General features: G+C 49.9%; 14 protein-coding genes and 6 tRNA genes. 13 read left to right on the top strand and 7 right to left on the bottom strand.

Annotation, left to right across the window (positions count from 1 at the left end; translation table 11 throughout):
* Positions 1-97 precede the first annotated feature (97 nt).
* The gene (gene clpB / locus ACYZZ0_RS16810; RefSeq protein WP_461537810.1) at positions 98-2,668 is read left to right on the top strand and encodes an ATP-dependent chaperone ClpB; all 2,571 of its coding nucleotides are present in this window, start codon (positions 98-100) and stop codon (positions 2,666-2,668) included.
* Between the two features lie 18 nt (positions 2,669-2,686).
* On the opposite strand, the gene ACYZZ0_RS16815 is transcribed toward clpB, so the two are convergent.
* The gene (locus ACYZZ0_RS16815; protein WP_461537811.1) at positions 2,687-3,004 is read right to left on the bottom strand and encodes a PilZ domain-containing protein; all 318 of its coding nucleotides are present in this window, start codon (positions 3,002-3,004) and stop codon (positions 2,687-2,689) included.
* 237 nt (positions 3,005-3,241) lie between these two features.
* Between ACYZZ0_RS16815 and ACYZZ0_RS16820 the strand changes: the two genes are divergently transcribed.
* From ACYZZ0_RS16820 to ACYZZ0_RS16845, 6 genes are all read left to right on the top strand, one after another.
* Positions 3,242-3,317 (top strand) — tRNA-Asn (locus tag ACYZZ0_RS16820).
* A 75-nt stretch (positions 3,318-3,392) separates the two neighbouring features.
* Positions 3,393-3,468: transfer RNA gene (locus ACYZZ0_RS16825), tRNA-Lys, on the top strand.
* A gap of 8 nt (positions 3,469-3,476) precedes the next feature.
* Positions 3,477-3,552, top strand: a tRNA-Asn gene (locus ACYZZ0_RS16830).
* Between the two features lie 75 nt (positions 3,553-3,627).
* Positions 3,628-3,703 (top strand) — tRNA-Lys (locus ACYZZ0_RS16835).
* An 8-nt stretch (positions 3,704-3,711) separates the two neighbouring features.
* Positions 3,712-3,787, top strand: a tRNA-Asn gene (locus ACYZZ0_RS16840).
* Between the two features lie 75 nt (positions 3,788-3,862).
* A tRNA-Lys gene (locus ACYZZ0_RS16845) sits at positions 3,863-3,938 on the top strand.
* Between the two features lie 85 nt (positions 3,939-4,023).
* On the opposite strand, the gene ACYZZ0_RS16850 is transcribed toward ACYZZ0_RS16845, so the two are convergent.
* Together ACYZZ0_RS16850 and ACYZZ0_RS16855 are read right to left on the bottom strand one after the other, a co-directional pair.
* Positions 4,024-4,206 carry a DUF3094 family protein gene (locus ACYZZ0_RS16850; protein WP_461537812.1) on the bottom strand — a complete coding sequence of 61 codons (183 nt, stop codon included), beginning with the start codon at positions 4,204-4,206 and terminating at the stop codon, positions 4,024-4,026.
* A gap of 93 nt (positions 4,207-4,299) precedes the next feature.
* The gene (locus ACYZZ0_RS16855) at positions 4,300-5,481 is read right to left on the bottom strand and encodes an acetyl-CoA C-acyltransferase (RefSeq protein ID WP_461537813.1); all 1,182 of its coding nucleotides are present in this window, start codon (positions 5,479-5,481) and stop codon (positions 4,300-4,302) included.
* A 263-nt stretch (positions 5,482-5,744) separates the two neighbouring features.
* Between ACYZZ0_RS16855 and ACYZZ0_RS16860 the strand changes: the two genes are divergently transcribed.
* A complete protein-coding gene (locus tag ACYZZ0_RS16860; protein ID WP_461537814.1) occupies positions 5,745-6,239 on the top strand; it encodes a c-type cytochrome in 495 nt (164 codons plus the stop codon).
* Between the two features lie 20 nt (positions 6,240-6,259).
* Here the strand turns inward: ACYZZ0_RS16860 and ACYZZ0_RS16865 are convergent, their stop codons facing one another.
* The 3 genes from ACYZZ0_RS16865 to ACYZZ0_RS16875 form a co-directional block, all read right to left on the bottom strand.
* Positions 6,260-6,913, bottom strand: a complete 654-nt coding sequence (locus tag ACYZZ0_RS16865) for a cytochrome b/b6 domain-containing protein (RefSeq protein WP_461537815.1) — start codon at positions 6,911-6,913, stop codon at positions 6,260-6,262.
* 32 nt (positions 6,914-6,945) lie between these two features.
* A complete protein-coding gene (locus tag ACYZZ0_RS16870; protein WP_461537816.1) occupies positions 6,946-7,947 on the bottom strand; it encodes a nucleoid-associated protein in 1,002 nt (333 codons plus the stop codon).
* A 93-nt stretch (positions 7,948-8,040) separates the two neighbouring features.
* Complete coding sequence (locus ACYZZ0_RS16875) at positions 8,041-9,051, bottom strand: phosphatase PAP2 family protein (protein WP_461537817.1); 1,011 nt, start codon at positions 9,049-9,051, stop codon at positions 8,041-8,043.
* A gap of 116 nt (positions 9,052-9,167) precedes the next feature.
* On the opposite strand from ACYZZ0_RS16875, the gene ACYZZ0_RS16880 reads away from it, so the two are divergent.
* Positions 9,168-9,980, top strand: coding sequence for a hypothetical protein (locus ACYZZ0_RS16880; protein ID WP_461537818.1), 813 nt, complete (start codon positions 9,168-9,170; stop codon positions 9,978-9,980).
* A 106-nt stretch (positions 9,981-10,086) separates the two neighbouring features.
* Positions 10,087-10,602 (top strand): peptide deformylase, encoded by a 516-nt coding sequence (gene def, locus ACYZZ0_RS16885; protein WP_461537819.1) that lies wholly within the window; start codon positions 10,087-10,089, stop codon positions 10,600-10,602.
* An 11-nt stretch (positions 10,603-10,613) separates the two neighbouring features.
* Here def and ACYZZ0_RS16890 read toward each other — a convergent pair whose 3' ends face one another.
* Complete coding sequence (locus tag ACYZZ0_RS16890) at positions 10,614-11,432, bottom strand: TatD family hydrolase (protein ID WP_461537820.1); 819 nt, start codon at positions 11,430-11,432, stop codon at positions 10,614-10,616.
* Between the two features lie 510 nt (positions 11,433-11,942).
* Here ACYZZ0_RS16890 and ACYZZ0_RS16895 point away from each other — a divergent pair.
* The 3 genes from ACYZZ0_RS16895 to grdA all read left to right on the top strand — a co-directional run bounded on the left by ACYZZ0_RS16895 (position 11,943) and on the right by grdA (position 14,306).
* Entirely contained in the window at positions 11,943-13,151 is a 1,209-nt protein-coding gene (locus tag ACYZZ0_RS16895; RefSeq protein ID WP_461537821.1) for an FAD-dependent oxidoreductase, read from the top strand.
* Between the two features lie 68 nt (positions 13,152-13,219).
* The gene (gene trxA / locus ACYZZ0_RS16900) at positions 13,220-13,537 is read left to right on the top strand and encodes a thioredoxin TrxA (protein WP_461537822.1); all 318 of its coding nucleotides are present in this window, start codon (positions 13,220-13,222) and stop codon (positions 13,535-13,537) included.
* A gap of 301 nt (positions 13,538-13,838) precedes the next feature.
* Positions 13,839-14,306, top strand: a complete 468-nt coding sequence (gene grdA / locus ACYZZ0_RS16905; RefSeq protein ID WP_461537823.1) for a glycine/sarcosine/betaine reductase complex selenoprotein A — start codon at positions 13,839-13,841, stop codon at positions 14,304-14,306.
* The last annotated feature ends 327 nt before the right edge of the window (positions 14,307-14,633 follow it).

Below are 14,633 nucleotides of genomic sequence, written 5' to 3' on the forward strand. Positions count from 1 at the left end.
AGAGTTCATCCCGTCTGAAGCTGTAGAAGCGGGATGAATGACAGCGTACCTGCCCTCTCGAACTCTCTGCTGCAGGGCAATGTACGAAGGAGGCGCTATGAGAATTGATCGTCTGACCACCAAGCTGCAGGAAGCTTTTTCTGATGCCCAGTCCATTGCCATTGGCAAGGACCACAGCATGATTGAGCCGGTGCATCTGATGATTTCCCTGATGGATCAGCAGGGAGGCTCAGTCCGGCCTCTGTTGATGCAGGTCGGTTTCGATGTCGCGGTAGTGCGACAGGAGCTGGATGATCAGTTACAGCACTTGGCTGTGGTGCAGAACCCCACCGGTGAAATTTCACCTTCCCAGAATACGGCACGTCTGCTCAATCTTGCAGACAAACAAGCGCAGCAAAACGGCGATCAGTACATCTCGAGCGAAACCATGGTGCTTGTCTTTATGGATGACAAGGGCCCGGTCGGACAGTTGCTGAACAGCCAGGGTGTCAGTCGCAAGGCGCTGGAAACGGCAATCAAAAACCTGCGTGGTGGTCAGGATGTAAACGATCCCAATGCAGAAGATCATCGTCAGGCACTGGATAAATACACCATTGATCTAACCGCAAGAGCAGAAGCCAGCAAGCTTGATCCGGTAATCGGCCGGGATGACGAAATTCGTCGCACCATTCAGGTGTTGCAGCGCCGGACCAAAAATAACCCGGTACTGATCGGTGAACCCGGGGTCGGTAAAACAGCCATTGTCGAGGGGCTGGCCCAGCGTATTATCAATGGTGAGGTGCCTGAAGGCATTAAAGGCAAGAAACTACTGTCGCTGGATATGGGCGCTCTGATTGCCGGCGCCAAATTCCGCGGTGAGTTCGAAGAACGGATGAAAGCGGTACTGAATGATCTGGCGAAACAGGAAGGTCAGGTCATTCTGTTTATTGATGAATTGCACACCATGGTGGGTGCCGGCAAGGCTGAAGGCTCAATGGATGCCGGCAATATGCTCAAACCTGCGCTGGCCCGTGGTGAACTGCACTGTGTCGGTGCGACGACACTGGATGAATATCGCCAGTATATCGAGAAAGATGCTGCACTTGAGCGCCGGTTCCAGAAAGTCCAGGTCGATGAGCCTTCCGAGAAGGACACCATCGCTATTCTTCGTGGTCTTAAGCAGCGTTATGAAGTTCACCACCATGTTGATATCACTGACCCGGCTATTGTTGCGGCGGCCCATCTTTCTAACCGCTACATTACGGGCAGACAGCTGCCAGACAAGGCAATCGACCTTGTTGACGAAGCAGCCAGCTGGATTCGAATGGAGATGGATTCCAAACCGGAAGAGATGGACAAGCTGGAGCGGCGCCTGATTCAGCTGAAAATTGAACAGGAAGCGCTGAAGAAAGAAGAAGACAAGGCGTCGAAGGAGCGGCTCAAGCTGCTGAATGAAGAAGTCGAACAGCTGGAAAAAGAATTTGCCGATCTGGAAGAGATCTGGACGGCAGAAAAAGCGGTGGTGCAGGGCTCGCACAAACTGAAGGAAGAGAAAGAAAAGCTGCTGCAGGAGTTGGAAGCTGCCAACCGTAGTGGTGATCTCGGCCGCATGTCAGAAATTCAGTACGGCCAGCTGCCGGCACTGGAGAAACAGATTGAACAGGCGGCTGAAGCCGAAGCTCGCGGTGATATGAAACTGTTGCGGAACAAGGTGACAGATGAAGAAATCGCCGAAGTGGTTTCCAAGTGGACCGGTATTCCGGTATCGAAGATGCTGGAAGGCGAGCGCGAAAAACTGATTCGAATGGAAGATGAGCTGCATAAACGCGTAATCGGCCAGGAAGAGGCTGTCAGTGCGGTATCCCATGCGGTGCGCCGTTCCCGGGCTGGACTGGCCGATCCTAACCGACCCAATGGCTCTTTCATGTTCCTCGGCCCGACCGGCGTCGGTAAAACAGAACTGTGCAAGGCGCTGGCTGTATTCCTGTTTGATACCGAAGATGCCATGGTTCGGATCGACATGTCCGAATTTATGGAAAAGCATTCTGTGGCTCGTCTGTTGGGTGCACCTCCGGGATATGTTGGCTACGAAGAGGGTGGTTACCTGACCGAAGCTGTGCGTCGCAAACCTTATTCTCTGGTATTGCTGGATGAAGTGGAAAAAGCCCACCCCGATGTTTTCAATATCCTGCTGCAGGTGCTCGAAGATGGTCGTCTGACAGATGGTCATGGCCGTACGGTTGATTTCCGTAATACCGTCGTCGTGATGACTTCAAACCTCGGGTCTGATCTGATTCATGATTTGAAAGATGATGACTTTGAAACCATCAAATCAACCTTGATGGATGTAGTGGGTAATCATTTCAGACCTGAATTTGTAAACCGGATTGATGAGCTGGTGGTCTTCCATCCGCTGCGCAAGGAGCAGATTGCCGGTATCGCCAGTATTCAGTTAGCTCGCCTTAAAGCACGGCTGGAAGAAAATGATCTGTCGCTTGAAGTCGATGATGATGCCATGCAACGGCTGGTGGATGTTGGCTTCGACCCGGTTTACGGCGCCCGTCCACTGAAGCGTGCGATTCAGCGCTGGATAGAAAACCCGCTGGCACATGATGTGCTGGCGGGCAAGTTCAAGCCGGAATCCACCATCAGGGCATCGGTGGAGGATGATCAGATCGTATTCAGTTAACTGATATCGGGGCAGTGATCAGTCGATCAGGCTGATCAGCTGTTCTTTTGCAGAAGCTGATATTTCAGAAATATGAAAGCCTGACCAGTGATAACCCTGGGAGCTGCTCTCGCGGCTCCACAGGCATTCAGCAGATATCACCAGATTGTCGTTCAGTGCTTCAGACTCCAGGCGACAACTGAATTGCTTGTCTTTGGGGACTGGACTGTCTCCCAGTAGCATGAACCCCTCCGGTGACAGATCTACAACCTTGCCCAGCCTTTGACCGGAATCCTGATCGAATACGTGAATAGTATGAGTAACGGGGGACCGGTCATCTCTGCGGCGTTCGGGCATGGGGCTGTCCTTTGCGTTTTTATTGCTGGTTTTTATTTTATTGTCTCTTTAATTAAGAGTAATAGCGGGTGGGTTGGCAAGTACCTTATTTGGCAGGCAGTGGTGAAATCGGTGCCAATAACTTTGTACGGTTTACCCTTAATGTGAATTCAGGGTGTTGACAGAAAATCTAAAGCCAGTATCATTCGCCGCCGTTGGTTGATGACGCAGCGCCGCTGCAGAAGCCGACGCGGTAATTCCCCGATAGCTCAGTTGGTAGAGCAAATGACTGTTAATCATTGGGTCGCTGGTTCGAGTCCAGCTCGGGGAGCCATTTTTGTTGATTGGTTGATGCGTTTGACCGGTTGACAGTCTCAAAAATCACGGTAAAGTGTGCGAGACAAAATGTGGGTCGTTAGCTCAGTTGGTAGAGCAGTTGGCTTTTAACCAATTGGTCGTAGGTTCGAATCCTACACGACCCACCACTTTTTGATCCCCGATAGCTCAGTTGGTAGAGCAAATGACTGTTAATCATTGGGTCGCTGGTTCGAGTCCAGCTCGGGGAGCCATTTTTGTTGATTGGTTGATGCGTTTAACCGGTTGACAGTCTCGAAAATCACAGTAAAGTGTGCGAGACAAAATGTGGGTCGTTAGCTCAGTTGGTAGAGCAGTTGGCTTTTAACCAATTGGTCGTAGGTTCGAATCCTACACGACCCACCACTTTTTGATCCCCGATAGCTCAGTTGGTAGAGCAAATGACTGTTAATCATTGGGTCGCTGGTTCGAGTCCAGCTCGGGGAGCCATTTTTGTTGATTGGTTGATGCGTTTGACCGGTTGACAGTCTCAAAAATCACGGTAAAGTGTGCGAGACAAAATGTGGGTCGTTAGCTCAGTTGGTAGAGCAGTTGGCTTTTAACCAATTGGTCGTAGGTTCGAATCCTACACGACCCACCACATTTAAAAGCGCTGATTCGAAAGAGTCAGCGCTTTTTTCGTTTTATCATCTTGTTACTTCTTCTTGTCTGGTTCTGTGTGGTTTTCAGTTGACCACCAGATAACCAATAAAACGGCTAAGTGCGCCTAATATCACAATAATAACAATCAGCCAGAGCAGCAGTTTGCCCGGCCTGAATGGTTTGCGCTCTGTCTCATTGATTCCCTGTTGCAGAAACTTGTCGACTTTTTGTTGATCCTTTTCACTGAGTCGGGAATGTGTTGTCACTGTCTTTAATCTCGCGGTTGATAATCGGGCCGGTGAGAAAGCCTGACCGGAGAAATCCTGTCTTCCGGTCAGGTAAGGCAGTTAATCTGCTGTTTAATCGATCAGTTCGACTGCCACAGCAGTTGCTTCACCACCACCAATACACAGCGATGCAACGCCGCGCTTTTTACCCTGGTTCTTCAGGGCATGAATCAGTGTCACAATAACCCGGGATCCGGTAGATCCAATCGGATGGCCCTGGGCACATGCTCCACCATAGACATTGACCTTGTCGTGCGGCAGGTTGTGGGCCTTCATCGCCAGCATGGTGACCATCGCAAAGGCTTCGTTGATTTCAAACAGATCAACATCCTCAGCCTTCCAGCCGGTTTTATTGAACAGGTTTTCCATCGCACCAACCGGAGCAAGGGTAAACTCGGACGGATGCTGGGATTGGGTAGCATGGCCGACGATACGGGCCAGAGGCTGCAGGCCACGCTTCTGTGCTTCGCTTTCAGTCATCATTACCAGCGCAGAAGAGCCATCGGAAATCGAGCTGGCGTTTGCTGCAGTGACGGTACCGTCCTTTTTGAAAGCCGGGCGCAGGGACGGGATCTTTTCAATGTTGGCATTGAAAGGCTGCTCATCGTCTTCAACCACCGTTTCCCCCTTACGGGTGCGAACGGTAACCGGAGCCGTTTCAGCCTTCAGGGCTCCAGCTTCAACCGCAGCCTGGGCTCGACGCAGGGACTCAATCGCAAATGCATCCATATCTTCCCGGGTGATATTGTTATCATCTGCAGTGTCCTGGGCAAAAGAACCCATGAGGCGACCGGTTTCGGCATCTTCCAGACCGTCCATAAACATATGGTCCTTGACCTCGCCATGTCCCATACGCAGACCGGCACGGGCTTTGCCCAGCAGGTAAGGCGCATTGGACATGCTTTCCATACCACCGGCTACCATCACCTTGTTGGTTCCGGCTTTCAACAGGTCGTGAGCCAGCATTACGGCTTTCATGCCGGAACCGCAGAGCTTGTTGATGGTGGTACATCCGGTAGCAGTAGGAAGGCCGGCTTTCAGTGCAGCCTGGCGGGCAGGACCCTGCTTGAGTCCGGCAGGGAGTACGCAGCCCATGATCACTTCTTCTACATCAGCTGCAGTAATTCCGGCGCGCTCAACCGCCGCTTTGATCGATACTGCACCCAGCTCCGGAGCAGTCAGACTGGCAAGTGAGCCCTGGAAACCGCCCATCGGGGTGCGGGCACCGGCTACGATCACAATGCTGTCAGTCATTTTATTATCCTTATTTGATTGTGAATGCAGGCCTATTGTAATCATGCAGGCAATAATATGCTCAGTTTTATTTTGTCATGGGCTTTGATCCTTTGTGCTTTTGTCACTGTGCTAATCTCTGGAAGGTTTTATACTTCGCCTTCTGGCTGTATGAATAAGCTTTCCTGTTCTCGGGTGAAACAGGAGAGTCTTGATATTCTGTATTCAGAATTCAGTGTTCGAATGGTATGGCCGGATCAATGTTTTAATGGGGCCCAATCGTAATGAAAAAAGAATTAACAAAGTTTATGGCTGGCGTTTGCCTGGTGGGCATGATGAGCCCAATGGCTTTTGCGGCACCGGCACAGGCACCTTCTTCACCGGTGATGTTTGAAAAAGAGAGTGATGAGGTTGAATATCGCGAGCATTTAATGGATCTGATTGGCAACTACACCGGTGCGATTGGTGCGGTAGTCAAGAAAAAGTTTCCCTATGAAACTGATGAGCAGAAGAAAAAGGTAGAAGAAGTTACTGCTGCTATTGCTGCTCTGGCATCACAGGCGTCAATCGGATTTGAGCGTGAGCTCTCTGCCGGTACTAAAGCCAGCCCTGATATCTGGAAGAAAAAGCCGGAATTCATGCAGAAAATGAATGATATGGTGACTCAGGCCAGAAATCTTCATACTGCTGCCGGCACAGGAAACTATGACAAGCTGAAAGCGGCTTTCGGTGACTATGCGGCAACCTGCAAAGCCTGTCACAAGGCTTTCAAAGAGTAACTGTCATACTCTATGGCGTATCACATAAGGGGTACGCCATATCCAATCCCGGCTGCAACCAGTGCAGCGGTAACGATACAACTCAGAGCCTGCTTCCAGGATGCCTTGTGAAATGGCTGCATTGGCTCAGGTACCGAGCGTTTGCCTGACACCATGGCATGTAGAATATCCTGCCGTTTGATCACAACATAATAAGCTACAGCTGCAACATGCAGGCCGATAAAACCGAGCAGAATATCAAACGATGCGCGGTGAATATCCGTTATCCAGTCGACCAGCCCCGAATCGATAAAACGCGACAATGGTCCTTCATATAAATAGCCATCGCCGGCGAACAAGCCGCTGACCACCTGAACCATAAGCAGAGACAGCAGAGCTACTACACTCCAGCTTCCCATGGGGTTGTGTCCGGTATGGAAGGTTTTGGTGGTGAGATATTGTTTGAGGCTACGGGGGTGTAGTGGAAAATTGACAAACCGGGCATGGTGACTGCCAGTGATTCCCCATAACAGTCGGAAGATCAGCAAGCCCAGCATCACAAACCCCAGTGGAATGTGCCAGTCCATTTCCAGTTCTTTTCCGGTAAACCAGAGCCCGGCAAAAGTGGCTACCAGTAACCAGTGAAAAAGACGCAGAGGCAAGTCCCAGACATGGAGTTTGTGTTGCTTGTTCATAATAACTGCTGAAGCTTTATTGTTTTCAGTGATTATACAATTTCATCGAGCTGCTTGCGCAGACTGGGTGGCAATTCATTGATAACCAGCTGACCGGAATCAGGATCATAGCTCAAAGTATCATCATCCAGCAGAGCGGCATCAAATGACAGGCTGATACCCTTACCCCTGCCGCTGACTCGTACCATTTTCTGCAACTGTCGCTTTTCCGGTTGCATGGTTGTGGGCATATCATAGTCCCGCAGGTTAACGAAGCGGGAGAAGTTATCGGGTTCTTCTTCACTTAAATGCGCCGAAAGGGATTCAATATCCACTTGTGCGCCGGCATCGGATTTTTCAAGGCAGTAGTCGTAAGCTTTCTGTTTGATAGCACTGGGCGCATCGCCGGTTTCACCTTCCTCGCAAAAAGCATCCAGCGCCTTCACCAGCTTTTGGCTGTCGTTGCGGGTGTCGCCGGTTTCCTCTGAACCAAGCAGTTCGCAGAAAACATCAGCAAGACGCTGACCCCGTCCGGGCTTGATCCAGGAAATATAACGGCTGCCCTGCACATTGCCTTGCCATTCGGTCAAATTGATCCGTGTAGCCAGCAGGATTTTGCTCAGATCCATATATTCTGAATCCGTGATTTCCAGTTGGTCATTGACGGTAATGCTGGTCGTACCCGGCAGCATGGCAATCAACAGATAGTGGGTCAGACCTGCCTTGTAATCAGCAAACAGCAGGTAGCCAGATTGCAGCGCTCCGGCTTTGTTAAAGCCTTCACATAACCCGCTGGCCAGTGCTGTTGAAAGTGCCAGCAGTGTTTGCTCGCCTTGCAGCATCAGATTCAGCGAGGCGGCAAAGCCGGATTCCGATTCAGGATTAAAGCGTCCGTGAGCTTTCGGAGTGCGGGAATTGTAGCGCTCCGTCAAGTCAGACAGCATGCTTTCAAGAGAAGGCGTGACGCTTAGCGGAGTATCACGCAGACGTAATTTAAGTGTGCCTGCGTTAGCGTCAATATTCAGTTCGTGCAGAATAATCGATTGAATGGCCATGGCTTGGGAATTCCGTATCAGCAGCGCAATGAACAAGAAAATGGATCACCTAATAGTAACAGAGCCTGTGATCCATTTTCACAAAGATCATTCTTAAAACAGTTTTGACTGAACAGGCGACAGCCGTCCGTAAATACGGCGCCATAGTGTGGGCCAGATCCAGAACATCCACAGGGATGCTATGAGCCCCCTGATATAAAGTCCGCTGTAGTAGGGAATAACTTCTGTTGATGAAGGAATGAAATCAGCTCCGCCGTACCAGATAAGGGAAAGCCCTCCGAGCCCGATCAATGACATGCATAACTTGGGCATAATGCCTTCAACCGGATGAAACAGGCGCTGCTCCCAGAGCAGACTGGCGCCGGCGCAGAATCCGAACAGCATGGCCGCATCATTAACCGCAATATGAAGCCGGAAAGGGGCAATCGGAATGCCTCCCGGGTGGACGCTGCGGGCATTTTCGGCCCAGCCAGGATCCGGCAGGCTCCATTGATGAAACCACTGAACAGCAAGTGTTGTTGCTGGAATAATAAGGGATAACAGCCAGAACCAGGCAATTCTGCGTCCCTGGGGGCAGGACATAAACCAGCGAACGACGGGCTTTTCGAGGCATATCAGCAGTACCAGTATCGTCAACCCGATCGTCCAGCCTGACAATACCTGGTAGGGATAGTGCACCCCAAGATAGATTCGGGATAACCCGATCAGAAAAATGGCTATGCCCAGCAATACCCAGAGCCAGGGGCAGCGCAAAAGGGTCATAACCCGCCCCCAGACTACAACAGCCTGTTGGGAGTGGCCTGAAGGCATACCAAATCCCTTTTCAACCGCTACCGCCCCGAAATCAGAAGATAAACTGAGATCAGGGTGAACCCAGTAGGGACGTGGCCCCTGAAAAACCTGTCGCAAGGTTTCACAGATACCGCCACTGATAAACAGACCACAGGCAATGCGTAACCCGTGTGCGGGGTGAAAGCACCAATAGGTCAGCGCTATCAGCATGAAGTAACACTCGTCCGAACCAAGCAGGGTAATGTGATGCATCAGATCACCCCAGTCCGGGCGGCGTACCAGCTCAATCAGCTGCAAATTCCAGTCTTGCACCGGGCGCTCCTCCACTCATGCCTGAGAAAAATTGAATCATCAAGGATAGTCAAGATTTGTACTCTTTGACCGCTACAAATAGAGGCGGGTAAAGGGATTCCAAGGAGCGGGCTCGGATGGCAAAGCAGGGCGATGATAACAAGCGCTGGCGGATTACCAGGGTGGTTCAGAATGAGCCTGCCCGGCACTCAGTACGTGAAGGAAACCAGACATCCGGTCGCAAGGGTTTTTCCCGTCGCTCTGATTCCTGGCTGCAGCAGTTATGGCGCAAACTGACTGGGCAGCAAAGCGAAGAAAATCCAAGACAGGTAACGGTATTAAAAGAAACCCCGGTACGCTATCTGCGGGGACATATCCAGTCAGTAGAGCTGGGTATGGAGAAGCTGGCCGATGGTGAAAAGGTCTTGCAGCAGGGACTGGAGGCTGAAGCCAGAGAACTGTTTGCTGAAGCAATAAGAATGGATCGTGATACCCGGGTTCAGGCTCATCTGCTGGGCCTTGGCTGTCAATATCAGAATACCCCCTCACAACAGGCATTAGCTGCCGCTATCTTTGAAACGCTGGCTACGCTTCATCTTCCGGGCTGCCTGGAGCGCTTTTCCGGACCAAGCGATTCATTGGCAGCTGATGGTGAAAGAATGTTGGTCAGCCCCAAAGTGGCCGCTGAAGCCCGTTTCAGGCTGGGAGTGATGTATTTCAACAAAGGAGCCGAGAGCTATCCCAGAGCTCTGGGGCTGCTGGAAGCGGCAAAACCCCATGATGAACAGCTACGTGCCGAGCGTGATTATCTGCTGGCGATGATTAACCTGCATCGGGCCGGTACTGAGCAGGACAAAGACAGCTTTATCAGTCGTGCCAGAAAGCTGCTCGACAGTGCTGCCCTTCATGGTTATACCCCGGCGCTGACCCAGCTGGAGTCCATGAGCTGAATCCCGCTATCGCATCAGGGATGCTATGCTGGTGCGATACTGTTTTATTAACTTCATTTATAAGAACGATTTCAAAGGCTTCACTTCCACAGGTATATAATCTGCAATGGCGGTTCTTGAGATTGTAATGGATCCCGCCCCGGTACTACGCCAGGGCACACAGCCAGTCACTGAATTTGATGATGCGCTGCAACAGCTGATCGATGACATGCTGGAAACCATGTATGCAGTCAATGGTGTGGGCCTGGCAGCGCCCCAGATTGGCAATACCCTTCGCTTGGCAGTCATGGATGTATCCATGGAGCGGAATGAGCCTGTGGTGCTGGTTAATCCCGAAGTTGTTGAAAGCAGGGGACGGCAGCTCATGGCCGCAGGCTGTCTGTCGGTACCGGGTGCTTATGACAAGGTCGAGCGTGCTGAATGGGTAAAGGTGAAAGCTCAGGATCGTCATGGCAACTGGTTTGAGATCGAGGGTGAGGGGTTAAGATCGGAGTGCCTGCAGCATGAAATAGATCACCTGGATGGCACTTTGTTTCTTGATCATCTGTCTCCCCTAAAGCAGCGCCGCCTGCGCGAAAAAATGAAAAAGACATTGAAAGCACGCAAGCGCAGGAAGAGTTAAGACATCAGCTTTTAACCTCCTGTGTCCAGCTGAAACACCTGCTTTGCATTCTTACTGGTTGCTGTAGCAATCTCTTCCGCTGTCTCTTTTCTTAATTCTGTAAGTGCTTCCAGTATCAAGGGAAGTCTTTCCGGCGTGTTGCGCAGCCCCTGAAAGCCACTCAAAGGCATATCCGGTGCATCGGTTTCCAGTACGATACTGTCCAGTGGCAAAGAGGCTGCAAGTTGTCGTGTTTTTTTGGCGCGACTGTAGGTAATACCACCGCCAAACCCCAGTCTGAACCCCAACTCAATATATTGCCTTGCCTGTTGTTCACTGCCTGAAAAGGCATGAATAATGCCGCCCGCACCAGGCTTTTTTGTACGCAGTACTTTAAGAATCTGGTCGTGTGATTTGCGGGAATGGAGGATCAGGGGCAACTTATGCTTGATGGCAAGCTCTACCTGTGCTTCAAACAATATCTGTTGTTGTGAAGAGCAGGGCATATCGTGCCAGAAATCAAGTCCAGCTTCCCCTACAGCAACAATAAAGGGCTTTCGCCGGGTCAGTAGTTGATCAAGGTGTTCAATGTCTATTGCCGAATGATCGGCAACAAACCAGGGATGAATACCCAGTGCACCATACAAGGCCGGAGTTGTGGCTGAACTCTGACTGGCATGTCTCTGCAGCAACTGATCCAGGTCGTCCCAGGAACCCCGGGAGACGGCCGGAATAACAATCGATTTAACACCGACGAGTTGGCAGTTCTCCAATACTTGCTGGCGATCATTATCAAAAGCATCAAAATCAAGGTGGCAATGTGTATCACATAAATCAAATAGTGATTTCATGAATTTATTTTTAATAGGCATATAGGGTCAGACATATAGCCATTAATGCCTTATTTTATAAAAAAGTACAATTTTTACAGAACAGTTATTTTTGCTGCATTTGTCATATTATCAGTAAAATATTTTCATGTTATTGCTTGGGTGTGCTGCTGTTATAGATATGAATTTTAAAAGCGCAGGATAAATAAATGTTTATTTTTTAAATAAATTTTAATAAGTGTCACTTAATTAAAATTTAATCAAATTGATTTAATAAGTAGTCTTCGCAGGAAATTGATTGCAGGCAATATTTTAAATTCTTTAATTAATTAAGCGCTCAATTTAGATTCGAAAATTGTTTTAGATCAATACTCGCCGCACAGTTCAGGCGCACTATTGCCGCCGAGCTAAACGACAAGGTCAACAACATTGTTGGCAATAGAGTCAAGTGGGTGAACGCGCAGATCACCGGGTGTGTTACGGGTTATTGCGCGATCTGGTAATAGCTGAGTAGCAAATCGGTAAGTAATAATGTCAGAGGTTTATGACGTCATCATCGTCGGTGGCGGAGCAGGTGGATTATCTGCTGGTGTTTATTGTGCTCGCGGCAAGATGAAAACACTGTTGCTGGAAGCCAGCAGTAATACCGGTGGCCAGTGCGCTAAAACATCTGAACTGGAAAACTATCCTGGCATTATTGAATCAACCGGCCCGGCACTGATGGATCGTTTCCGTGCCCACTGTGAAAAGTTTGGCGTTGAATTCAAGCGTGATATGGTAACCGGCCTTTCAACTGAAGAAGGCGGATTTATCAAGCGAATTGAAACCCGCAGCGGAGAAACACTGCTGGCTAAAAGCGTGATTATCGGAACCGGTGCAAATCCACGTGTTCTGGGAATCAAGGGTGAAAAAGAATTCACTGCCAAAGGTGTTTCTTATTGCGCAACCTGCGATGCCGATTTTTATGAAGATCTGGACATTGTTGTTGTTGGCAGCGGTAACACTGCAGTTGAAGAATCTGTGTTCCTGACCAAATTTGTAAACAGCGTCAAGATGATCGTACTGCACGACGAAGGCGTTCTGGATGCGGATCGCACGGCTCAGGAACAGGCTTTCGCCAACGACAAGATATCCTTTATCTGGAACTCCTGTGTTGACGAAATCTGCGGCGAAGAACTGGTAAACGGGGTCAAGGTCAAGAACCTGAAGACCGGTGAAATTACCGATGTTGAGTGCGACGGTGTATTCATGTTCGTCGGCACTGTACCCAACACCGGTTTCCTGGAAGGCACCATTGAGTTGGCTAAAGGCGGCTACATCAAGGTGGATGAGAAACAGGAAACCTCCATGCCGGGCGTCTTCGGTGCCGGCGATGTTTGCGACAAGTTCCTGCGTCAGGTGGTCACCGCAGCTGGTGACGGTGCAGTAGCCGCAGTCGCAGCCGAGCGCTACATCCAGGAAGAAGAGCACTGGGCCGAGTCTGTACTGGAAGCTGAAAACGACACTCTGGTCGCTTTCTGGAGCCCGGTAGACCAGAAGAGTCTCGAGCTGATGCCGAGCCTTGAAAAAGTAGCGGCTGACAAGGGCGTCAAGCTGGTCACTGTAGATACCTACAAGAGCCAGAACATCGCTGGCCGCTACGAAGTAAAAGAGATTCCGACAGTCGTACGCTTCAGCAACGGCGAGCCGGCCAAACGGCTGGATACTCCGGAAGCGGATCAACTGGAAAGCCTGTTCTGAGAACAGCAACAAAGTCATGAGTCATTCGGGATGAGGGTGATAACTCATCCTGAAGCGAGGGAAGAGCAATGATCGAAGTAGGCAAAGCCAATTTTGATGAAGAAGTGAAGCAGCACGAAGGTGTCGTGATGGTTGACTTCTGGGGCGAGAGCTGCGGCCGCTGCATGGAACTGATGCCAGACGTGGTTGCACTTTCTGAAAAGTACAGCGAACAGATGAAGTTCACCAAGCTGAACATCGCCGGTAACCGCCGTGTTGCCATGGGCCAGGGTGTTATGGGCCTGCCTTCCATGGTCTTCTACAAGAACGGCGAAAAGCTGGAGCACTTGTCCGGTGAAGAGCTGGATGCCCAGCAGATTGAAGAAGCTATTCAAAAGTACATCTAAGTACTATTGAAAGCTAAGTGCTAGCTACATAAAAGCTAAACGAATTTTTAAAAATTTCTTGTGTGAAGTTTTTAAAAGGGAATAACGGATTTTGAATAAACAGGTTTGTAGTCGTTTATTAAATGAATCTGTTGTTTCAGCCCTGGATTCAAAAGGTTGAATAAACCTGAAGATGAAGGTGCAAACGGTGATTTCCGAATTGATTGTGAATTAAATCACCCAGGTGATAATCAATTTTCAGACTAAACGGAAATCGTATTTTGTGTTCGCTTTATTGCGATTCTTTCAAGGTCAGATAACCATGCTGAATGCCAAGAAAGTCGTAATACTCGGCGATCGCGACGGTGTACCGGGTCCTGCCATTGAAGAATGTGTAAAGACCGCTGGTGCTGAAGTCGTGTTCAGTACAACCGAGTGTTTCGTCTGAACTAGCGCAGGCGCAATGGACCTGGAAAATCAAAAGCGGGTCAAGGAATTGTCCGAAAAGCACGGTGCCGAGAACGTAGTAGTCGTTCTGGGTGGCGCAGAAGCCGAGGCCTCTGGCCTGGCTGCCGAAACCGTAACTAGCGGCGACCCTACTTTTGCCGGTCCGTTGGCCGGAGTCCCGTTGGGACTTCGTGTACACCATATCGTAGAGTCAGAGATCAAGGATGAAGTTGATGCTGACGTATACGAAGAACAGGTTGGAATGATGGAAATGGTTATGCCGGTTGACGAGATTGTCGCCGAAGTCAAGGAATACCGCGACAAGTTCTGCAAATTCCTGTGATAGCCATTAACCCGGAAGTTGCACTGCTACCGTAAAGCAAGTGCCCTGTTATCAGCCTTTCCAACCTGTAAGTCGATTCGGACTGATAACAGCAGCTTGCCCGGTTTCCGTCCGGAAATCAGGAGCAGTACAACCGATGGGGTAGATGTATTCAGGCAGTATCGCTTTTATGCCGGCTGGCATTAAAAACGGCACCGCCTGAATATCAAACGGTAATTATATCGGCACAGCTGAATACAACTGGTTAATTAAAAGTCTGGCAGCAATAAACCAGGCAAAACCAGTGCAATCCATTAGTTCACGTTTGCCGAATAATTAATTGAAAAT

The sequence above is a fragment of the Spongorhabdus nitratireducens genome (assembly GCA_947387575.1).
Classification (GTDB): Bacteria; Pseudomonadota; Gammaproteobacteria; order Pseudomonadales; family Endozoicomonadaceae; genus CANDOC01.